We start from the raw sequence: 19,895 nt of genomic DNA, 5'->3' as shown, positions 1-19,895 counted from the left end.
TATCCTGGTCCACATGAGTAGCGCACGACCGAATTTCTTCCAACTCCTCGGGTACGTGTTCGGTCGTCGGCTGCCCGCCGACATGCAGGAATGGGTCCGCAACGACGTGCTCGGCCCCGGGGCGACGCGCCGCTACCTGGTGCGCTGGATCACCCCGATCATCCCGTTCCTGTTGCTGTTCCTGTTGATTCCGGGTCCGGTGTGGATTCCGGTCGCCATGATGCTGCTGCTGTTCCTCCCGTGGATCTACTTCGCGGTCGCGCTGCGGCCGATCTGGCAGCGACACCGGTTGCAGCAGCACGGCCTGGACCCGGATCTGCTCGGGTCGAAGGAGCGGGCGCGCGCGGACGTCGAACGCGCCGAGTACGAACGCCGACACGGTCGGTGAGCACGACCCACTCGCCGACGCACACACCGCGCCTCTTCCTGCTGCTGGGTCCCGCCTTCGTGGCGGCCGTCGCCTACGTCGATCCCGGCAATGTCGCGGCGAACCTGACCGCCGGTGCCCGCTACGGATATCTGCTGCTGTGGGTGCTGGTGGTCGCCAATGCCATGGCGATCCTCGTGCAGTACCTGTCCGCGAAGATCGGTGTGGTCACCGGCCGTTCGCTGCCGGAACTGCTGGGTACCCGGCTGCGTACCCCGACGCGTCGCGCGTTCTGGGTTCAGGCCGAGGTGATGGCGATCGCCACCGACATCGCGGAGGTGATCGGTGGCGCCCTCGCTCTGCACCTGCTGTTCGGTCTGCCGCTGTTCGTCGGTGGACTGATCACCGGTGCCGTGTCCATCACGATCCTGTCGGTGCAGGACCGGCGCGGCCAGCGTTCCTTCGAATTCGTGGTGGTCTCGCTGCTGGCGATCATCACCGTCGGATTCCTGGCCGGCCTGGCGTTCACGGATGTGTCGTTCACCGACGCCACGGCCGGCCTGGTGCCACGTTTCGAGGGGACCGAGACGGTCCTGCTGGCTGCGTCGATGCTCGGCGCGACGGTGATGCCGCACGCGATCTACCTGCATTCGGCGCTCGCCCGCGCCCGGCACGGCAAGGTCGAGCCCGGCCCGCGTCTGGACCGGGTGATGCGGGCGACCCGCTGGGACGTGATGGGTGGCCTGCTCGTGGCGGGCACCGTCAACATCGGCATGCTGCTGCTCGCCGCGTCGGCGCTGCGCGGCCGGGACGGCACCGACAGCATCGAGGGCGCGCACGCGGCGATCACCGATTCCCTCGGCCCGACTATCGGCGTGGTCTTCGCGATCGGTCTGCTCGCCTCCGGCCTGGCGTCGACAGCGGTCGGATCGGCGGCCGGCGCCGAGATCATGGCGGGCCTGCTGCACATCCGGATCCGGCCGATCCTGCGCCGCGTGATCGTGATGGTGCCCGCACTGATCCTGCTCGCGGTGGGTGTCGATCCGACGTTCGCGTTGGTGCTCAGTCAGGTGGTGCTGAGCATGTGCATCCCGTTCGCACTGGTGCCGCTGGTGCGGATCAGTTCGGATCCGGTGTTGATGGGCGGGCAGCGCAATCGCGCCGCGACGAGTGGTGCGGCCTGGCTGACGGTGGGTCTGATCGTCGCGCTGAACGCGGCGCTGCTGTGGCTGACCTTCACCGGCTGAGCATCACCGGACCGTCGTCGGCGGACCGCTAGGACAGGACCTCGACGAGAGTGGTCGCGGAGTCGCCCGTCATGACCCGTTCGACGCTGTCGAGGTGTTTGCGCCAGAACGCTTCCGCGGCACCGGGTTCGCCGCTGCGCAGCAGGGCGACGAGCTTGCGGTTGGAGCGCAGCGCGACCGCCGCGCCCGGGCGGTCGGACACCTCGGTGCGCGTCGAGATGTAGAGGGCGTTGTGGGCGTCCATGATGTCGAGCAGCATGCCGGCGAGCACCGCCATCGTCTCGTTGCCGCCGAGTTCCATCACCATCCGGTGCACCTCGGTGTCGTGCCGCGCGAACGCCGCCGGGTCGCCGGTCAGTTCGTCGCCGCGCTCGACCAGGTCGCCGAGGGTGTCGACGCGATCGCCGGGGTTGGCGGCGATCAGGCCGACCGCCGCGACCTCGAGTTCGGTGCGTGCGCGGTAGACGTCGGCGAGGGGCACACCCTGGTACTGCAGCAGCAGACCGGTGGAGCGGGCAGCGGTGGACCGGTCCGGCGCCTGGACGCGGGCGCCGCCGTGGGCGCCACGCAGGACGGTGATGATCCCCTCGGATTCGAGGATGCGGAACGCCTCGCGCAGCGTCGGCCGGGATACGCCGAACCGTTCCATCAGCGCCGCTTCGTTCGGCAACGGCTCGCCGGGCCGGAGTTCTCCGGTGATGATCTGTCGGCGCAGGCTCGCCGCGATCAGTTCGCCGGCCTTCGGCACGCGAACAACCGTCGAGCGTCCGTCGAGTGGCATTTCACCGTCCTGTAGTCCCGTCGTGCAGCCAGCGCTGTCCGTTAAGAATACAAGAATCTACCGCTTTCAGGCGTTATGAGTATATTCATCTGCCCGTATGAGCTGGGATTTATCCTCTGCGGTATGAGCGACGCAACCACGCCCGAGTTCACCGCGACCGCCGACCTGGCCGACGAGATCGGCCCGGACATCCGCAGCTGCGACACGCAGTTCATCCAGTTCGGCAAGCGCACCGAGTTCTGCGGACCGATCACCACCATCCGTTGCTTCCAGGACAACCTTCTCGTCAAGCAGACCCTGAGCGAGCCGGGCAACGGCGGGGTTCTCGTCGTCGACGGTGGTGCCGGCATCCACACCGCTCTGGTCGGCGACATCATCGCCGGGCGCGGCGTCGACAACGGCTGGGCCGGGGTCATCGTCAACGGCGCGGTCCGCGACTCCGCGATCCTCCGCACCCTCGACATCGGCATCAAGGCGCTGGGCACCAACCCGCGCAAGAGCACCCAGACCGGTTCCGGGGAGAAGAACGTGCCCGTCGAGTTCGGCGGGATCACGTTCAACCCGGGTGAGATCGTCTACAGCGACCACGACGGCGTCGTCGTCCGCGCCGAGGCCTGATCGGACGAGGTGACGGTGCCGACGAATTCGGCTACCGCACTGCGTAGTTCACGACTGCGCGGCACCGCACCGGACATCCAGAACACCCCGTGCACGAGGCCGTCGAACCGGACGGTGGTCACGTCGACACCGTCCTGGTGAAGACGGGCTCCGTACTCTTCGGCCTCGTCGCGCGCGACCTCGTTCTCCGTGGTGAGGATCAGAGTGGGCGGCAGACCCGCGAGAGACTGCGCACGGACCGGCACCGCATACGGATTCCGTGCGTCCCCGGGCGCGGACAGGTACTGCCGCCAGAACCAGTCCAGGCCCGCCGCGGTGATGACGTAACCGTCGGCGTACTCCCGCCGCGACGGTAGTTGCGCCACCGGGTCGACGACGGGATACACCAGCACCTGGCCGCGCAGGCGAGGGCCACCCTCGTCGCGGGCCCGAAGAGCCGTCACCGCCGCCAGATTGCCGCCGGCACTGTCGCCCATGACCACGATGTCGTCCGGGTCGCCGCCGTAACCGGCGATGTTGCCTGCGACCCACAGCAGCGCGGCCCACGCGTCGTCGGGGGCGGCGGGGAACCGGTGCTCGGGTGCGAGGCGATACGCGGCGGTCACGACGATGGCGCCGGTGTCGTGGGCGACGCCGCGCGCCGGCTCCTCGACGACATCGAGTCCGCCGGCGACGAATCCCCCGCCGTGGAAGTACAGCACCACCGGATGCGGGCCGTCCCCCTCCGGCACGTAGATCCGCAGGTTCTGCTCGCCACCGTCGCTCGGGTACCGGTCGTCGTGGATCCGCGCGACCGGCTCCGGCGGTGCCTGCAGACCGGTGAAGGTGGCGACGACGCCGCGCGCCTCCTCCACCGACATCTGTTCGAACGATTTCAGTCCCTGCGCCTGCAGTCCCGCGATCAACTGTGCGACATGCTCGTCGAGTGCCATGTGCTCTCCTCTTTCGAAAGTGTTGCGCTGAGCGATGTTCGGGTTGTCAGGAGACCCGGGCCACGGTCCGGTCACCGGCGAGTTCGAAGCCCTCGTAGCCGCGGTCGACCACGTCGGCGCACTTCGCCCGGTAGGCGGGTGCTCCGCCGAGGTAGACCATGCACGCCCGCGGCTTGCCCGGGATGTTCGCGCCCATGTACCAGGAATCGGTGTCGGGCATCAGCGTTGCTTCCGCCAGCGCGGCGCAGTGCGCGACCCACGCGTCCTCGGCCTCCCGGGTCGGCTCGATGGTGTCGAGGCCGCGCTGCCGCAGGTGTGCGATCGCGTCGGTGACGAAGTCCACGTGATCCTCGATAGCGAGCGGCATGTTGTAGAGCACCGACGGGGACTGCGGCCCGGTGACCAGGAACAGGTTCGGGAACTTGTGCATCATCAGGCCCAGGTAGGTGCGCGGCCCGTCCGCGAACTTGTCCTCGAGCCGTTCACCGTCGCGGCCGACGATGCCCATCGCCAGCAGCGGCCCGGTCATCGCGTCGAACCCGGTGGCCAGGACGATCACGTCGAGCTCGTGCTCGCCGGCCGCGGTGCGCACACCGGTCGCGGTGATCTCCCGGATCGGCGCACTCGCGACGTCGACGAGGGTGACGTTGTCCCGGTTGTAGGTTTCGTAGTAGTTCGTCTCGAGCGGCGGCCGCTTGGTGGCGTAGGGATAACCCGTCGGTGCGAGCAGTTTCGCGACCTCGGGGTCGTTCACCCGCTCGTGGATCCGCTCGCGGATGTACTCGGCGACGGTGTCGTTGGCTTCCCGGTCGAACAGTATGTCCTGGAAGCTGTCGATGAACAACCGGAATCCGCCTGCATCCCAACGCTCGTCGAACACGCGACGGCGTTCCTCCGCGGACACCGCCAGCGCGGATTCCTGCACCTGGTCGTACGGGACACCCAGGAAGTGGTTGCGGGACGCGGCGCGGATCTCGTCGTAGTTCGCCTTGACGTGCGCGATCTCGTCGTCGGTCATCGGCGTGTTGCCGATCGGCGTCGCGTAGTTCGGCGTGCGCTGGAACACCGACAGATGCCCGGCCTGCTTCGCGATCTCGGTGATCGCCTGGATCCCACTCGATCCGGTACCGATGACCCCGACCCGCTTGCCGGTGAAATCGACCGGCTCGTGCGGCCAGTTGCCGGTCAGGTGGACCTCACCGGCGAAGTTGTCGATACCCGGGAACTCCGGCTTCTTCGGCACCGACAGGTTGCCCGCCCCGGAGATCAGGTAGGTCGCGGTGACCGACTCGCCGGACTCGGTGCCCACCGTCCACACGCGGCGATCGTCGTCCCACACCGCGGAGATGATCCGGGTGCCGAACGTGATGTCCCTGCGCAGGTCGAAACGGTCGGCGACGTGCTGCAGGTAGTCGAGGATCTCCGGCTGCGCCGCGAACCGCTCGCTCCACCGCCACTCCTGCTGCAATTCCTTCGAGAAGGAGTACGAGTAGTGGACCGATTCGATGTCGACGCGCGCACCCGGATACCGGTTCCAGTACCAGGTACCGCCCACATCGTCGGCCGCGTCGAAGACCCGGACCGACAGGCCCATTTCGTCGCGCATCTTGTACAGCGCATACAGACCGGTGAACCCGGCTCCCACCACGACGGCGTCGAGGTCGGCGGACGCGGAAGAACGATCGAAGGACATGATGGTGACTCCTCGTGGATCACGGGGGACGGCGCTCGAGGGGTGCCGATCCGGACACCGACAACCATGACGTGGATCACACCCGCCCGGGATGGGGCAGAACACCCCCATCGCTACCTGTGTTGGGGGTCACAGCGCGATCGGGTATGTTCGGCCCCGATCCTTCGGCACCTCGGAAGGGAGTCCGGCGCTGCCCGCCACCACCGTCCCGCACAGGTCTCTGACCAGCTTCGTCGGGCGCCGCCGCGAACTCGACGCGGCCCGCGCATGCCTGCAGCATGCCCATCTGGTGTCGCTGATCGGCCCCGGCGGGGTCGGGAAGACCCGGCTCGCGGAGGAGCTGGCGGCGCGCTCGGCGCGCGCGTTCCGCGACTCGGTCCGGTGGATCGACCTGGCTGCCGTCCGGGACCCGGACACCGTGCCGTCCGCGGCCGCCGCGGCACTCGGCGTGACCGACCAGTCGAACCGTCCGGTGCTCGACAAGCTCGCCGATCACACCCGCTCCCGGCACATGCTGATCGTCGTCGACAACTGCGAGCACCTCCTGCCCGCGGTGATCACACTGGTCACGACGCTGCTCGACGCCGCTCCGGAGATCCGGATCGTCACCACCAGCCGCGAACCGCTCGGGATCGCCGGCGAGCAGACCTATGTGCTGCCGCCGCTGGGTACTCCCCCGGCGGGTACCGGGTGCCGGGCGGTGGACATCGCGCCGTTCGAAGCGGTGACACTGCTGGTCGAACGCGCCCGCAACACCGTGTCGGGGTTCGAACTCACCGACGCGAACGCCGACGCCGTCGCCCAGCTCTGCCGCTCGCTCGACGGCATTCCGCTGGCCGTCGAACTCGCGGCGACCCGGCTCCGGTCGCTGTCGCCGTCACAGCTCGTCGAGCGGATCGACCGGCGTTTCGCGCTGCTCACCGGTGGCAACCGCAGCGCCCTGCCCCGGCAGCAGACTCTCCGCGCTCTGATCGACTGGAGCCACGACCTGTGCTCGGACGACGAGCGGCTGCTCTGGGCACGCCTGTCCGTCTTCCCCGGATCGTTCGATCTCGAAGCGGCAGAAGCGGTCTGCGGGTTCGGTGCGCTTCCGGAGGACGAGATCGTCGATCTGCTCGACCGGCTCGTCGCCAAATCTCTCGTCGGCACGGATCGCGCCACCGAAGATCTCCGGTACCTCCAGCTGATGACGGTGCGCGAATACGGGGCCGAACTCGCCGAGAGCATCGGGGAAACCGCCGAACTGTTCCGCCGGCATCGCGACCACTACGCCGCGCGGGCCGCGCGATCGGCGCAGGACTGGTGCGGCTCGACCCAGCGCGAGATCCTCACCCGCCTGCGTATCGATCACCCGAATCACATTGCGGCGCTGGACTGGTCGCTGCGCGAAGAATCGTCGTCGCCGACGACGGCAGAGTTCGCGGTGGCGTTGCGCTATCACTGGATCGCAGGGGGCAATCTCGCCGACGGCCGTTCCCGCATCGAACGCATCCTGCACAGCGCCACCGACCCGGTCCGCGAACGCGGCGATGCCCTGTGGGTGGCGGCGTGGATCGCACTGATCCAGGGCGACCACGATGCCGCCGAACAGCACCTGATCGAATGCCACTCTCTCGCAGCAACTCTTGCCGACGACCGGCTGCGTGCGCACGCCGACCACTGGGCTGCGCTGCACGCGCTGTTCCGCGGGCGCACCGCCGACGCGATCGCAGGGTACGAATCGGCGATCGGCGTGCACCGCGCCCACGGCGACACCGCCGCGGTCCTCACCGCGTCGTTCCAGCTCGCGATGGCGCAGATCTACGACGGGCGCGCCGACGACGCCCTCACCACGTGCAACGCGGTACTCGACCTGTCCGGCCGCTACGGCGAGAACTGGAATCGGGCCTACTCGCTGTGGGTTTCGAGTCTGGTGCACCTGCATCAGGGCGCGTCCGGCGCTGCGGTGGACGCGGCCCGCGACGCGCTGCGCATCCAGCGGTCCTACAAGGACAAGATCTGCACCGCGCTGTCCATCGAGGTACTGGCGTGGACGTGCGCGGGATCCGGTGATCCCCGGAGGTCGGCGCAGCTGTTCGGCGCGGCCGACGCGGTGTGGACACGACTGGGCACCGACATCGCCGCGTTCGGGCCCCACGTCACCGACGATTCGCGTGCCGCGCGGAGGCGCGCGGTCGACGCGCTCGGCGAAGCGGCGTTCGGCAAGCTCGCCGCGGAACAGGCGGGAACCACGATCGACGAGGCGGTCGCGTTCGCGCTCGGAGAGTCCACCACCGCCGAGACCACCGGACCGAAAACGGTATCGCCGCTGACGAAGCGGGAACTCGAGATCGCGATGCTGATCGCGGAGGGACGCAGCAACCGTGCGGTCGCCGAGCACCTGGTGATCTCCTCACGCACGGTCGACGGTCATGTCGAACGGATACTCGCGAAGCTCGGTTTCGCCTCGCGCACACAGATCGCCGCGTGGGTCGCGGCGCGCACGACCTAGCTATCCCTCACGGGTGACGCGCGCGCTCGCCCCGGCGATCTCCACGGTGTCCCCGACGTGCAGCTGCCGTCCGCGCCGGAACTCCGCTTCGCCGTTGACCGAGACCAGGCCGTCCGCGATCACTTCCTTCGCCTCGGCTCCGGATTCGATGAGGTTCGCCAGCTTCAGGAACTGGCCGAGCCGGATCGACTCGTCGCGGATGGGAACTTCGTAAGCGTCGGACATGTCGTCCATTGTCTCCGAGAAGGTCCGGATCGACTATTCGCGACGTCCACCGGCGTCGTCGTTGTTTCCCCGTGATTCGGGCCGGGCACACTGGACGGGTGAGTAGTCCCGCACTGATCTGGTTCCGACGCGACCTGCGGCTGCACGACCTGCCCACCCTGCTGTCCGCAGCCGATGCCGCCGAGGACGCGGTTGCCGTGTTCGTGCTCGACGACCGGCTGCTGCGGCCCGGCCCGCGCACCACCTTCCTGATGCGCTGCCTGCGGGCGCTCGACGACGATCTCGAGGGGCGGCTGCTCGTCGTCCGCGGCGATCCGGTGACGGTGATCCCGCGACTCGCCGGGGAGGTGGGTGCCGGGTCGGTGCACGTCAGCGCCGACCACGCGCCCTACGGTACGCGCCGGGACCGCGCCGTCGAGGACGCGCTGGGCGACGTGCCGCTCGTGCGCACCGGGTCGCCCTATGCGGTCTCCCCCGGCCGCGTACTCAAGGGCGACGGCAGCCCGTACCGGGTGTTCACGCCGTTCCGGAAGGCCTGGCTCGAGCACGGGTGGCGACCGCCGGCGCGGACCCGGGCGTCGACGGTGACGTGGATCGACCCGGACGGTGTCCGCGGCCGGACGGCGATTCCGGCCGACGAGGCCGGCCTCGAGGTGGCGTTGCCGCCGGCCGGGGAGGCCGCGGCACGGAAACGCTGGCGGCAGTTCCGCGACGACGGACTGGACCGGTACGACAGCGACCGGGACCGCCCGGACCTGGACGGGACGAGCCGGCTGTCGCCGTACCTGAAGTTCGGGTGCCTGCATCCACGCACGCTCCTGCACGATCTGCGGGACCGCTCCGATCCCGGTGCGACGACACTGCGCAGCGAACTGTGCTGGCGCGACTTCTACGCCGACGTGCTGCACCACCGGCCGGACACCGCGCGCCGCAACTACAACGACCGGTTCGACGGCATCCGCTACGACACCGGCCCGGACGCCGACCGCAACTTCACCGCATGGCAGCAGGGCCGCACCGGCTTCCCGATCGTGGACGCCGGCATGCGCCAGTTGCTCGCCGAGGGCTGGATGCACAACCGGGTCCGGATGATCGTCGCGTCGTTCCTCACCAAGGACCTGCACCTGCCGTGGTGGTGGGGCGCGCAACATTTCATGGATCACCTCGTCGACGGCGACCTGGCGTCCAACCAGCACGGATGGCAGTGGACGGCCGGGTGCGGCACGGACGCCGCACCGTATTTCCGGGTGTTCAACCCGACCACGCAGGGCGAGAAGTTCGATCCGAAGGGTGACTACGTGCGCCGGTGGGTACCCGAGTTACGCGGCATTTCCGGCAAGGGGGTGCATCGGCCGCCGACCGGGTCGTCGTCGAACGGAGCGCCTCAGGGCTATCCGGACCCGATCGTCGACCACGCGCAGGAACGGCAGGTCGCGCTGGCCCGGTACGGGGAGATCTCGCCGGGCCGATGATCCACCCATCCGGTGGTGCCCCGGCCCCGAATCACCGGAGAGTGTGGCACCGAACCAGACGGGCCGAGGGACGACGGAGGGACCATGGGCATCGAATACTCGAGCATCGTCGACGTCCCGCGCGACGAGGTCTTCGCGTGGTACGCCCGGCCCGGGGCGATCACCCGGCTGCTGCCGCCGTGGCAGCCGATGCGGGTGATCGCGGAGGCGGACTCGCTCGCCGACGGGCGCGCCGTCCTCGGTCTGCCGGGCGGTCTGCGGTGGGTCGCCGACCACCGTCCCGAGGAGTACGACCCGCCCGCTCGATTCGTCGACGAACTCGGCCGTGACGGCCTCACTTCGATGCCGGTCGGTCTCGTCGGCTCCTGGCGGCACGAGCACACCTTCGAGACGGTCGGGCGCGACCGAACCCGTGTCGTGGACCGGGTCGACACCCCGGTGCCCGAAAGGGTTCTGCTGCAGACGTTCCGGTTCCGGCACCGTCAGCTCGCCGACGACCTCGACCGGCATCGCTGGGCGCAGGCCCAGGGCGTGCGGCCGGTGACGGTCGCGGTGAGCGGCGCCTCCGGGCTGATCGGCAGCGCACTGACCGCGTTCCTCAGCACCGGCGGATACCGGGTCGTCCGGCTGGTGCGCCGGCCCGCCCGCGACCGTCACGAACGGCAGTGGGATCCCGGCTCACCGGCCGGCGACCTGCTCGAAGGAGTCGACGCCGTCGTGCATCTGGCGGGCGCCTCGATCGCCGGGCGCTTCACCGACGACCACAAGGCCGCGGTGCGCGACAGCCGTGTCGAACCGACCCGGCTGCTCGCCGAATGCGCCGCGAACACCGCGAACGGACCGGCCTCGTTCGTGTGTGCGTCCGCGATCGGCTTGTACGGCTACTACCGCGGGGACGAGACATTGGACGAGAGCGCTTCCCGCGGTTCGGGTTTCCTGGCCGACGTGGTCGCCGACTGGGAGGCCGCGACCAAACCCGCGGAGGCCGGTGGCCTGCGCGTTGTCCATGTGCGCACGGGCATCGTGCAGACCCCGCGCGGTGGCCCGCTGCAACTGATGCGCCCGCTGTTCACCGCCGGGCTCGGCGGCCGGCTCGGTGACGGCCGGCAATGGCTGTCGTGGATCGACCTCGACGACCTGATCGACGTCTACCACCGGGCACTCGCCGACCCGGCCCTGTCCGGTCCGGTGAATGCCGTCTCGCCCGAGCCCGTCCGCAACGACGAGTACACGCGGATCCTGGCGAGCGTGCTGCACCGTCCCGCCCGGCTGCCGGTCCCGTCGTTCGGCCCGAAACTGCTTCTCGGCGACCAGGGTGCCCGTGAGGTCGCGCTGGCCGACCAGCACGTCGTGCCGCGTCGGCTGGTCGAGGCCGGACACACCTTCCGGCGCCCCCACATCGAGGACTGCCTGCGGCACCAGCTCGGGCACATCATCGAACCGGCCGCATGACGGCACCGTTGCGAATTCTCGTCACCGGGGCGACCGGCTACATCGGCGGCCGCCTCGCTCCCCGGCTCGTCGCGGCCGGGCACAGCGTGCGGGTTCTGGCACGCACTCCCGACAAGTTGCGCGACGTCCCGTGGGCGGGCGATGTCGAGGTGGTGCAGGGCGATCTCGACGACTCGGACTCGGTCGAGGCCGCGTGCCTCGACATCGACGTCGTCTACTATCTCGTCCACTCCATGAGCGGGCGAGGCGAATTCGCCGAGGCCGAGCAGCGATCGGCGGAGAACGTTGCGGACGCGGCGCGGCGCGCCGGCGTCGGGCGGATCGTGTATCTCGGGGGCCTGCATCCGAATTCCGATCGGCTGTCGCCGCATCTGAGGTCGCGGGAACAGGTCGGCCGGATCCTGCTCGATTCCGGAGTACCGACGCTGGTGTTGCAGGCGGGCGTCGTCATCGGGTCGGGTTCGGCGTCGTTCGAGATGATCCGGCACCTCGGCAACCGGCTGCCGGTGATGACCACACCCCGCTGGGTGAACAACCGGATCCAGCCGATCGCGGTGCGCGACGTGCTGCACTATCTCGTCGCGGCCGCCGACGCACCGCTGCCGAGCAGCCGCACCTTCGACATCGGCGGACCCGACGTGCTCCGCTACGGCGAGATGCTGCAGGTCTATGCCGAGATCGCCGGATTGCTGCGGCGGCGCATCGTGGTGCTGCCGGTCCTCACGCCGCGACTGGCCGGTCTGTGGATCGGCCTGGTCACCCCGATCCCCCCGTCTTTGGGCCGGGCCCTGATCGAATCGCTGAGCACCGACGCGGTGGTCACGGAACACGACATCGACGAGGTGATCCCGCCCCCTCCGGGCGGCACCACCGGATACCGGGACGCGGTCGCGCTGGCGTTGCGGCGCATCGACCGCGGGGAGGTCGAAACCACGTGGGCGAACGCGTCACCGGTGGGCGCACCCGCCGAGCCGCTTCCGTCCGACCCCGACTGGGCCGGGGAGGTGGTCTTCACCGACGAACGCAGCCTGGACTGCGACTGTCCCGCCCGGGACGTGTGGCCGGTGGTCGAGAGCATCGGCGGCGAGAACGGCTGGTATTCCTTCCCGCTGGCGTGGACGATCCGGGGCTGGCTGGATCGGTTCGCCGGTGGGGTGGGCCTGACACGGGGACGACGCAACGCGACCACGCTGCACACCGGAGATGCCCTGGACTTCTGGCGGGTCGAGCGGATCGACCGCTTCGAACTCTTGCGGCTGCGCGCCGAGATGCTCGCCCCGGGCGGTGCATGGCTCGAATGGCGCCTCGAACCACTCGGGCCGGACCGGACGCGACTGCACCAGCGGGCGATCTTCTTTCCGAGAGGACTTGCCGGACGGCTGTATTGGTACGCCCTGCTGCCGTTCCACGGGATCATCTTCAAGGGGATGCTCGAGAACATCGCGGGTGCGGCGCGCCGGGAGGTGGACACGACCGGATGAAAGGCTGTGCGGCGCGGCTTCTGCTGACCGGTCTGATCGTGGCGCTGGCCGCGACGACCGCCGCGTGCGGTCCGTCCCGGCCCGATTGCGGTACCGAGGTCACGGCGCTGCACGACCCCGCCCGCGGATGTCTGCGGTTCGGGTTGAGCACTCCCGGGGGGCCACTCGCGGTGGAGGAGTTCCGGGCCGTGGCGGACACGGTCGGGGAACGCCCGACGATCGTCCTGTCGTTCTCCGATTTCGCCTCGCCTCCGCCGATCGCCGGGCTCGACGCGGTGGCCGCGGCCGGCGCCGATCCGGTCATCACCTGGGAACCGTGGCGATGGCTCGGCGAGGGACGTTACGACGCAGAGGATTTCGCGATGGAGTCGATCGCGGCAGGGGCGCACGACGACTACCTGTACCGATGGGCCGACGAGCTGGCCGCATGGGGAAGGCTCGTGTACCTGAGATTCGCCCACGAGCCGAACGGGACCTGGTATCCGTGGAGCACAGCCGGTGGAACACCGCCGGAGGTGTACGTGGCGGCCTGGCGTCACATCCACGACCTGTTCGCGTCGAAGTCGGTGCGCAACGTGAAGTGGGTGTGGGCGCCCAACGTCTCGTTCGAGGGAAGCAGCCCCACCGGCGCGACCTATCCCGGCAGCGACTACGTCGACGTCGTCGGGGTGGACGGCTACAACTGGGGCACGTCCCAGCCGTGGAGCCACTGGATCGCACCACGAGATCTGTTCGGCCCCACCCTGGACGAGCTGCGCCGGATCGCGGAGGACGACCCGCTGCTGATCACCGAGGTCGGATGCGCGGACGCGGGCGGCTCGAAGGGAGAATGGATCAGCGAATTTGTGACCTATCTCGAGAGTCGCGGCGACGTAGCCGGATTCGTGTGGTTCGATCATGACAAGGAAACGAACTGGCGGCTTGCGAGCACCCCGGAGTCCGCGGCCGCGTTCGCCGAGGCACTAGGGAAGAGGTTCCACTGACATGACGGGCGCGGGTTCGAATGCGTTCATTCCCCCCGCCCTCGAACAGGCCCGGCTCCATTCGATGGAGCAGCTGAACCTGATCGACTCGCCGCGTGAGGAACGCTTCGACCGGATCACCCGGATGGCCTGCCACGTCTTCGGCGCCCCGATGTCCACCGTGTCGCTGATCGACGACCGCCGGCAGTGGTTCAAATCGACGCAGGGTTTCCCGATGATCGACGTGCCCCGGCACGAGACGGTGTGCCAGACGACGATCGCGCGCAGCTACCGGAAACCCGACGATCCCGCCCTGGTGATCGAGGACGCGAGTGCCGACCCCGAGTTCTCCTGGATCCCCGGTATCGGCGGCGAGGACGGGATCCGCTTCTACGCCGGGTATCCGCTGCGCGGCCCCGGCGGTCACCCGGTCGGCACGCTGTGCGTGTACGACACCCGCCCCCGCACCCTCGACGCCACGCAGCTGGCCGCATTCGAGGAACTGGCAGCGTGGGTGCAGCGCGAACTGGAACAGTCCGACGACCTGGATCGGGCCGCCACGATGCAACGGCAGTTGCTGCCGCACCCCGTGGAGGGTCTGCCGGGTTATTCCGTGACCTCCCTGTGCGTCCCGGCGTTCGTGGTCGGCGGAGATTTCTACGACCACTACCCGGTCCCCGGCGGGGTCGCCGTGACGGTGGCCGACGTCATGGGCAAGGGCCTCGGGGCCGCCATCCTGGCGTCGGCCGTGCGTTCGACGTTCCGTGGTGCGGCGCGCGTGCTCGAACGGTTCGGATCCTCGAAGTCGCTGGTTCTCGACGCCGGTGCGCTCACCACCGCGGCCGCCGAGCACCTCGACGACGACCTCGACCACACCGGCAGCTTCGTCACCCTGTTCCACCTGGTCCTCGACACCGTCACCGGGTGCATCAGCTACGTCGACGCCGGGCACGGGCTCGCGGTCATGTGCCGCGGCGACGGCACCGTCGAGTCCCTCGCGACGTCGGGACTTCCGCTCGGGGTGCTGCCCGGCGCCGATTGGCCCGCGCAGCAGACGCTCCTCGCACCCGGTGACATGCTCGTGGTGTGTTCCGACGGCCTGCTCGATCTGCTCGACGAGAGCAGCGATCCGGCCGTCCTGCACCGGTTCGCGGCCCGACATCCGACGCCCGAAGCGTTGCTGAGCGCCGTCCGGGAACTCACGTCGGAGCTCCCCCCGCTCGACGACGTCACGTTCGTCGCCGTCCATCGGGACGCACCGTGAGCCACCGCGACGACGTGGGCTCCGGTACCGGGCCGTCGTTCGCGCTCCGCGCGCTCATCGTGCTCACCGCGGTGCTCGGCCTCAACTACATCGTGTGGCGCTGGCTGTTCTCGGTGAACTGGCCGGCGTGGTGGATCGCGGTGCCGCTGGTCGTCGCCGAAACCTACAGCCTCATCGATTCGCTGTTGTTCGGATCGACCATGTGGCGGCTGCGGCGCCGGCCCGCCCCGGCCGAACCGCCGGACGGTCTCACCGTCGACGTGTTCATCACGACGTACAACGAACCGATGGATCTGGTGCTGAACACCGCCGCGGCCGCGCAGCGCATCCGCTATCCCCACACCACCTGGATCCTCGACGACGGCGACCGGCCCGAGCTCGCTTCCGCCGCCGCGGAACTCGGCGTCCGATACCTGACGCGGTCGGCGAGCTGGACGAACAGGCCCCGGCACGCCAAAGCGGGCAACCTCAACAACGCGCTGCTCGCGACCGAGGGCGAGTTCCTGCTGATCCTCGACGCCGACCAGGTGCCCGATCCCGAGATCCTGCATCGCACCCTCGGGTACTTCCGCGACGAGAAGATGGCGCTGGTGCAGACCCCGCAGTACTTCACCAATGTGCCGCCGTCCGATCCGCTGGGCAGCCAGGCGCCGCTGTTCTACGGACCGATCCAGCAGGGCAAGGACGGCTGGAACGCCGCCTTCTTCTGCGGCTCGAACGCGGTGCTGCGACGCGACGCGCTCATGCAGCTCGGCATCACCGGATACGTCCGGGCGGTGGAGGACGGGGTGCGGCGCACCCTGAAAACCGCGCAGACCGTCGTCGACCGGGCCCGAGCCGAAACCGGACCCGGGCAGGCCGACGTGCTCGCGGCGCTCGACTCGGTGAGCGCTGCCGTGGACACCGCCAAGCGGGACCTGCGGGCCCACCTCCCGCTGGGCGAGATCACCTACGAGTTCCAGCAGAGTGTGGACGCCGCGGCCCGTTCCGTCGTCGAGGCCGACGCGGACGCGATGCGCGCGGACCTCGCGGCGATCGCGGAGCTCACCGGTGGATCCGGCGAATCCGGTGGCGCGGCGCTGCTTCTCGACGACGACGCGCTCGACCGGCTGGCCGGCCGGGAATGGTCTCCCCTCGGCGCGATCGAGTCGATCCGCGCGTTGATCCGCGCCGTCGACGTCGGACGTGACGACGAGGCCCAGCCCATGCTGCCGCTGGCGACCATCTCGGTGACCGAGGACATGGCCACGTGCATGCGGCTGCACCGCCAGGGCTGGCGCTCCGCCTACCACCACGAGGTACTCGCGCACGGTCTCGCACCCGAGGATCTGGGCACGATGCTCACCCAGCGGCTGCGGTGGGCGCAGGGGACGATCCAGGTGATGCTGCGCGAGAACCCCCTGTTGCAGCGCGGACTCACGCCGGCACAGCGGCTGATGTACTGGGCGACGATGTGGAGTTACCTCGCGGGCTTCGCGGCTGTCGCGTACATCCTCGCGCCCGTGGCATACCTGGTCCTGGGTGTCATGCCGGTGCAGGCGTACAGCTGGGACTTCTTCGGCCGGCTCATACCCTTCCTGCTGCTGAACCAGCTGCTGTTCCTGGTGGTGAGCCGCGGTACCCCCACCTGGCGGGGCCAGCAGTACAGCCTCGCGTTGTTCCCGGTGTGGATCAAGGCGTGCACCACGGCGTTCAACAACGTCTACCGCGGCAAACCGCTCGGCTTCGCGGTCACGCCGAAGACCCGCCAGGGGGACGGCGCACTGCCCTGGCACCTGGTCCGCTTCCAGCTGATCGCCATGGCGGTGCTGGTGGTGGCCTCCGTCATCGGGATCACCCGGCTGTATTTCGGTGCGATCTCGGCGCTCGGGGTGGGCGTCAACCTGTTCTGGGTCCTGTTCGACCTGGTAATTCTCGGTGTGGTGATTCAGGCGGTCCGCTATCGGGGACCGGATTCGGAAGGAGTGCGCTGATGGGATTCGAGACCCGGACCACGCAGGCGGGGGCGGTCGTGATCCGCCCCGAGGGCCGCCTCAACATGGTCGCGGCCCCCCGGCTCCGGGAACAGCTGCGGGAACTCGTGGAGAACGGATCCACGCGGCTCGTCGTCGATCTCGGCGCGATCGACTTCATCGACTCGTCCGGTCTCGGCGCGCTGATCTCGGGACTGAAGTCCGCTCGCCAGGCCGGCGGCGATCTCCGCATCGCCGCCCCCACCGATCAGGTTCAGAACGTCCTGACCCTGACGAATCTCAATCGTGTTCTGCGAAGCCATGACTCGGCCGACAGCGCCTTCGACGGCGGATGAGGACACACGATGGCGGATGACGGCACGCCCGGGCACGGCACGGGCGCGCACGCCTCGCTGACCACCGTGACCGGACCCTCCACCATCGACGAGATCCATGCACTGTTCGCCGGGCTGAGTCCCGGCGCCGTCGAGAGCACCGCGCTCGCGCAGTTCGAGCTGGCGGTCGTCGAGATCGCCGCGAACATCGTCGAGCACGCCGGGCGCGGCGAACCGGTGACCCTCGACCTGGAACTGACGCTCCTCCCCGACCGGGCCGAAGCGATCTTCCACGACGACGGACGCGCCGCGGACGTGGATCTGGAATCGGTGTCGTTTCCGGACGAACTGGCCGAGCACGGACGAGGATTGGCCATCGCGCTCGAATGCCTCGACGAGCTGACCTACCGTCGTGCGGACGACCGCAACACGTGGCGGCTCGTGCGGACCCGCGACGGATGAACCGGCGCCGGAGACACGTCCCCGGCGCCGGCCACAACCTCCGCTACACCGTGCAGAGCGGCTTGATCTCCTGGAGGCCCTCCGTGGTCGGCGAGGTCAGCATCAGGCACGAGTTGTACCCGGCGTCCTCGACGACAGCCCGGATCTGTTGCCACGCAGCCTCGTCCACCACCGGTGAGCGCGACAGCACGAAGCCGGACACGCGGGTCGGGTCACCGACGAGTGCCCACGAGTAGTCGTCGGCGAGATAGGTGACGAGGTAGTTGCTCGGGCCGTCGAGCGAGTCCTGGAACGGCACGCCCGGGAAGGACACGTGCAGCGAGGCGGTGTCGTTCACGCGCGCGTTGCCGACGATCCCGCGCCGCTCACCGGTGATCGTCGTGCACGAGTTCTCCACGCGCACATTGCGTTCGTCGAGCAGCGTGTAGTTCGCGGTCGTGTCGCGAACACAATCGATGTTGTACGGTGCCGGGTTGGCGGCGAGCTGATACCAGCCGCCGACATACCTGGTCACGTCCAGCTGGGGAACGGGAGTCAGCGGCGCCGCCTGGGCGGGTGCCGCGACCACGGCGGAGCCCGCCGCGGCGAGTACCGTCGCGGCGAGTCCGAACAACGCTCGTTTCACGGGATCTCCTTTCGTCGGACCGGGCACCTGGGTCACTGCGGGGGCAGCAGCACACCGTCGATGAGGTAGACGGTCGCGTTCTCGGTCTCGATTCCACCACAGATCACGTTGGCTTCGTTGACCTTCCAGTTCTCGCCGGATCCGGTCACCGTCACGGTTCCGCCTTCGACGGTGGTCTTCTCACCGGCGATGTCGGCGGGCGGGATCTGGCCCGGAACCACGTGGTACGTCAGGATGTCGGTGAGCATCGCCGAATCGGTCTTCAGCGTCTCCACGGTGGCGGGGTCGACCTGCGCAAACGCGTCGTCGACCGGCGCGAACACGGTGAACTCGCCGCCGTTGAGCGTATCGACGAGGTTCACATCGGGGTTGAGCTGCCCGGACAGCGCCGCGGTCAGCGTCGTCAGCACCGGCACGTTCCCGGCGGCCGTCGCGACCGGCTCCTGCGCGATCGCCTCGAGCGAGCCGGGCCCGGACGGTACCTGCTCGGCGTAGGCGGCACAGCCCGGTCCCACCGGACCGGACGCCGTGGCCTCGGCCGTGCCGGTGGCGGTCGCCGACTCCATCGCCGAGGTCGCTGCCGAAGTCGCGGACTCCATCGTCGTGTCGGAGTCGTCGGACGAGCACGCCGACAGACCCATCACTGCTGCCGCGCCGATACCGATCAGCGCCATGCTCTTTCGCGTTCGAATAGCCATCGTTCGTCTTCCTTCCGTGGCGAGGGCCCGGGGGCTCCGTCGATCGGGTGTGTCACCGGTCATTCGCCGCCGGTCATCCGGTGGATGGGTCGGATCGGAACATTTTTTTCGCGGGCCGCGGCCGGGGGAGTTTCCCGGGCCGACCCATCCATCGCGTCCACGGCTCCGAATGGCGGGCATGGAGATTCCTTCGAGCCGGGGCCGCGCTCACGTGCTGGTGCTGCCCGGCGGCATGCCGTCGAGCACTGCGACCGCGCGGTGGTGGCACCCGTCGCAGTTACGGATGGCGCTGCTCACCGAGTCTCTGCGGCTACGGCTTTCCGGCACCGGCATCACCGTCCGTCAGGTCCTGTACACGGTGCGGGGATGGAACGGGGAGGCCCGCAGCCCGGTGCAGGACGGCCTGCGCGCCCTCGACGAGATCCGACGACGGCGGCCCGATGCGCCCATCGGGCTCGTCGGCCACTCGATGGGCGGGCGCGCCGTCGCGTATCTCGCCGCGCAGCCGCAGGTCGAAGCGGTGGTGGCGCTGGCCCCGTGGTGGCCGGACGACGAGGCGGCCCTCATACCCCCGGGCCGGCGCCTTCTCGTCGCGCACGGCACCGCGGACCGGCGGACCGACCCTTCTGCCTCCGCGGCCCAGACCGAGGCCGCCCGGCGGCGGGGCGTGGACGCGACCTGGCAGCCCTTTCCCGGCGCCGGTCACTTCCTGCTCACCCGGCCGTGGCGCTGGCACGCGGTGACCGCCGACTTCCTGCGCGACGCCCTCACCACCGCGCGAGCCCCCGGAGGTCACCGTGAAGCGTGACCGGGTCCGTGCGGTCGCCGCGACCGGCAG

General features: G+C 69.4%; 19 protein-coding genes. 13 read left to right on the top strand and 6 right to left on the bottom strand.

Annotation, left to right across the window (positions count from 1 at the left end; all coding sequences use genetic code 11):
• Window positions 1-13: 13 nt before the first annotated feature.
• Complete coding sequence (locus tag A8G15_RS31970; RefSeq protein WP_068164201.1) at window positions 14-388, top strand: DUF5313 family protein; 375 nt, start codon at window positions 14-16, stop codon at window positions 386-388.
• A complete protein-coding gene (locus A8G15_RS21350) occupies window positions 385-1,614 on the top strand; it encodes an Nramp family divalent metal transporter (protein WP_068164200.1) in 1,230 nt (409 codons plus the stop codon). The genes A8G15_RS31970 and A8G15_RS21350 overlap by 4 nt, the downstream gene beginning before the upstream one ends.
• A 28-nt stretch (window positions 1,615-1,642) precedes the next feature.
• On the opposite strand, the gene A8G15_RS21345 is transcribed toward A8G15_RS21350, so the two are convergent.
• Window positions 1,643-2,395: a FadR/GntR family transcriptional regulator gene (locus A8G15_RS21345; protein WP_068164199.1), complete on the bottom strand. Its 753-nt coding sequence runs from the start codon at window positions 2,393-2,395 to the stop codon at window positions 1,643-1,645.
• Between the two features lie 123 nt (window positions 2,396-2,518).
• On the opposite strand from A8G15_RS21345, the gene rraA reads away from it, so the two are divergent.
• Window positions 2,519-3,013 carry a ribonuclease E activity regulator RraA gene (gene rraA, locus A8G15_RS21340; protein ID WP_068164198.1) on the top strand — a complete coding sequence of 165 codons (495 nt, stop codon included), beginning with the start codon at window positions 2,519-2,521 and terminating at the stop codon, window positions 3,011-3,013.
• Here the strand turns inward: rraA and A8G15_RS21335 are convergent.
• Both A8G15_RS21335 and A8G15_RS21330 read right to left on the bottom strand, forming a co-directional pair.
• The gene (locus A8G15_RS21335; RefSeq protein WP_068164197.1) at window positions 2,971-3,945 is read right to left on the bottom strand and encodes an alpha/beta hydrolase; all 975 of its coding nucleotides are present in this window, start codon (window positions 3,943-3,945) and stop codon (window positions 2,971-2,973) included. The two genes, rraA and A8G15_RS21335, sit on opposite strands and share 43 nt — an antisense overlap.
• A gap of 46 nt (window positions 3,946-3,991) precedes the next feature.
• The gene (locus tag A8G15_RS21330; protein ID WP_068164196.1) at window positions 3,992-5,638 is read right to left on the bottom strand and encodes a flavin-containing monooxygenase; all 1,647 of its coding nucleotides are present in this window, start codon (window positions 5,636-5,638) and stop codon (window positions 3,992-3,994) included.
• Window positions 5,639-5,858: 220 nt separating this feature from the next.
• Here A8G15_RS21330 and A8G15_RS21325 point away from each other — a divergent pair, with 220 nt between their 5' ends.
• Complete coding sequence (locus A8G15_RS21325) at window positions 5,859-8,129, top strand: ATP-binding protein (RefSeq protein WP_068164311.1); 2,271 nt, start codon at window positions 5,859-5,861, stop codon at window positions 8,127-8,129.
• Here the strand turns inward: A8G15_RS21325 and A8G15_RS21320 are convergent, their stop codons facing one another.
• Window positions 8,130-8,363, bottom strand: a complete 234-nt coding sequence (locus A8G15_RS21320) for an RNA-binding S4 domain-containing protein (protein WP_068164195.1) — start codon at window positions 8,361-8,363, stop codon at window positions 8,130-8,132.
• An 89-nt stretch (window positions 8,364-8,452) separates the two neighbouring features.
• Between A8G15_RS21320 and A8G15_RS21315 the strand changes: the two genes are divergently transcribed.
• From A8G15_RS21315 to A8G15_RS21280, 8 genes are all read left to right on the top strand, one after another.
• Window positions 8,453-9,826, top strand: a complete 1,374-nt coding sequence (locus A8G15_RS21315; protein WP_068164194.1) for a cryptochrome/photolyase family protein — start codon at window positions 8,453-8,455, stop codon at window positions 9,824-9,826.
• Between the two features lie 84 nt (window positions 9,827-9,910).
• Window positions 9,911-11,278, top strand: coding sequence for a TIGR01777 family oxidoreductase (locus tag A8G15_RS21310; protein WP_068164193.1), 1,368 nt, complete (start codon window positions 9,911-9,913; stop codon window positions 11,276-11,278).
• Window positions 11,275-12,759, top strand: coding sequence for an SDR family oxidoreductase (locus A8G15_RS21305; protein ID WP_068164192.1), 1,485 nt, complete (start codon window positions 11,275-11,277; stop codon window positions 12,757-12,759). The genes A8G15_RS21310 and A8G15_RS21305 overlap by 4 nt, the downstream gene beginning before the upstream one ends.
• On the top strand, window positions 12,756-13,742 hold the full coding sequence (locus A8G15_RS21300; protein ID WP_082900059.1) for a glycoside hydrolase family 26 protein: 987 nt from the start codon (window positions 12,756-12,758) through the stop codon (window positions 13,740-13,742). The genes A8G15_RS21305 and A8G15_RS21300 overlap by 4 nt, the downstream gene beginning before the upstream one ends.
• A gap of 1 nt (window position 13,743) precedes the next feature.
• A complete protein-coding gene (locus A8G15_RS21295) occupies window positions 13,744-14,985 on the top strand; it encodes a PP2C family protein-serine/threonine phosphatase (protein ID WP_068164191.1) in 1,242 nt (413 codons plus the stop codon).
• Entirely contained in the window at window positions 14,982-16,958 is a 1,977-nt protein-coding gene (locus A8G15_RS21290) for a glycosyltransferase (protein WP_068164190.1), read from the top strand. The genes A8G15_RS21295 and A8G15_RS21290 overlap by 4 nt, the downstream gene beginning before the upstream one ends.
• Complete coding sequence (locus tag A8G15_RS21285) at window positions 16,955-17,293, top strand: STAS domain-containing protein (protein WP_156665506.1); 339 nt, start codon at window positions 16,955-16,957, stop codon at window positions 17,291-17,293. Before A8G15_RS21290 ends, A8G15_RS21285 begins: the two co-directional genes overlap by 4 nt.
• Before the next feature lie 9 nt (window positions 17,294-17,302).
• On the top strand, window positions 17,303-17,734 hold the full coding sequence (locus A8G15_RS21280; RefSeq protein ID WP_068164184.1) for an ATP-binding protein: 432 nt from the start codon (window positions 17,303-17,305) through the stop codon (window positions 17,732-17,734).
• Window positions 17,735-17,777: 43 nt separating this feature from the next.
• On the opposite strand, the gene A8G15_RS21275 is transcribed toward A8G15_RS21280, so the two are convergent.
• Both A8G15_RS21275 and A8G15_RS21270 read right to left on the bottom strand, forming a co-directional pair.
• Entirely contained in the window at window positions 17,778-18,359 is a 582-nt protein-coding gene (locus A8G15_RS21275; RefSeq protein ID WP_068164307.1) for a lipocalin family protein, read from the bottom strand.
• Window positions 18,360-18,391: 32 nt separating this feature from the next.
• On the bottom strand, window positions 18,392-19,057 hold the full coding sequence (locus A8G15_RS21270) for a fasciclin domain-containing protein (protein ID WP_068164182.1): 666 nt from the start codon (window positions 19,055-19,057) through the stop codon (window positions 18,392-18,394).
• Window positions 19,058-19,235: 178 nt separating this feature from the next.
• Between A8G15_RS21270 and A8G15_RS21265 the strand changes: the two genes are divergently transcribed.
• Entirely contained in the window at window positions 19,236-19,865 is a 630-nt protein-coding gene (locus A8G15_RS21265) for an alpha/beta hydrolase (protein ID WP_068164179.1), read from the top strand.
• Window positions 19,866-19,895: the final 30 nt, after the last annotated feature.

Source organism: Rhodococcus phenolicus (assembly GCF_001646785.1).
GTDB classification, from domain to species: domain Bacteria; phylum Actinomycetota; class Actinomycetes; order Mycobacteriales; family Mycobacteriaceae; genus Rhodococcus; species Rhodococcus phenolicus.
Note: the sequence above shows the minus strand (reverse complement) of the source record. Positions and strands in the feature narration are given on the sequence as shown.

What these genes read in the sequence shown, in the direction of transcription:
- A8G15_RS21305 (WP_068164192.1), top strand. Translation starts at nt 11,275, where the DNA reads ATGACGGCACCGTTGCGAATTCTCGTCACCGGGGCGACCGGCTACATC.
- A8G15_RS21280 (WP_068164184.1), top strand. Translation starts at nt 17,303, where the DNA reads ATGGCGGATGACGGCACGCCCGGGCACGGCACGGGCGCGCACGCCTCG.
- A8G15_RS21270 (WP_068164182.1), bottom strand. Translation starts at nt 19,057, where the DNA reads ATGGCTATTCGAACGCGAAAGAGCATGGCGCTGATCGGTATCGGCGCG.
- A8G15_RS21330 (WP_068164196.1), bottom strand. Translation starts at nt 5,638, where the DNA reads ATGTCCTTCGATCGTTCTTCCGCGTCCGCCGACCTCGACGCCGTCGTG.
- A8G15_RS21335 (WP_068164197.1), bottom strand. Translation starts at nt 3,945, where the DNA reads ATGGCACTCGACGAGCATGTCGCACAGTTGATCGCGGGACTGCAGGCG.
- A8G15_RS21300 (WP_082900059.1), top strand. Translation starts at nt 12,756, where the DNA reads ATGAAAGGCTGTGCGGCGCGGCTTCTGCTGACCGGTCTGATCGTGGCG.
- A8G15_RS31970 (WP_068164201.1), top strand. Translation starts at nt 14, where the DNA reads ATGAGTAGCGCACGACCGAATTTCTTCCAACTCCTCGGGTACGTGTTC.
- A8G15_RS21295 (WP_068164191.1), top strand. Translation starts at nt 13,744, where the DNA reads ATGACGGGCGCGGGTTCGAATGCGTTCATTCCCCCCGCCCTCGAACAG.
- rraA (WP_068164198.1), top strand. Translation starts at nt 2,519, where the DNA reads ATGAGCGACGCAACCACGCCCGAGTTCACCGCGACCGCCGACCTGGCC.
- A8G15_RS21345 (WP_068164199.1), bottom strand. Translation starts at nt 2,395, where the DNA reads ATGCCACTCGACGGACGCTCGACGGTTGTTCGCGTGCCGAAGGCCGGC.
- A8G15_RS21310 (WP_068164193.1), top strand. Translation starts at nt 9,911, where the DNA reads ATGGGCATCGAATACTCGAGCATCGTCGACGTCCCGCGCGACGAGGTC.
- A8G15_RS21265 (WP_068164179.1), top strand. Translation starts at nt 19,236, where the DNA reads ATGGAGATTCCTTCGAGCCGGGGCCGCGCTCACGTGCTGGTGCTGCCC.
- A8G15_RS21320 (WP_068164195.1), bottom strand. Translation starts at nt 8,363, where the DNA reads ATGGACGACATGTCCGACGCTTACGAAGTTCCCATCCGCGACGAGTCG.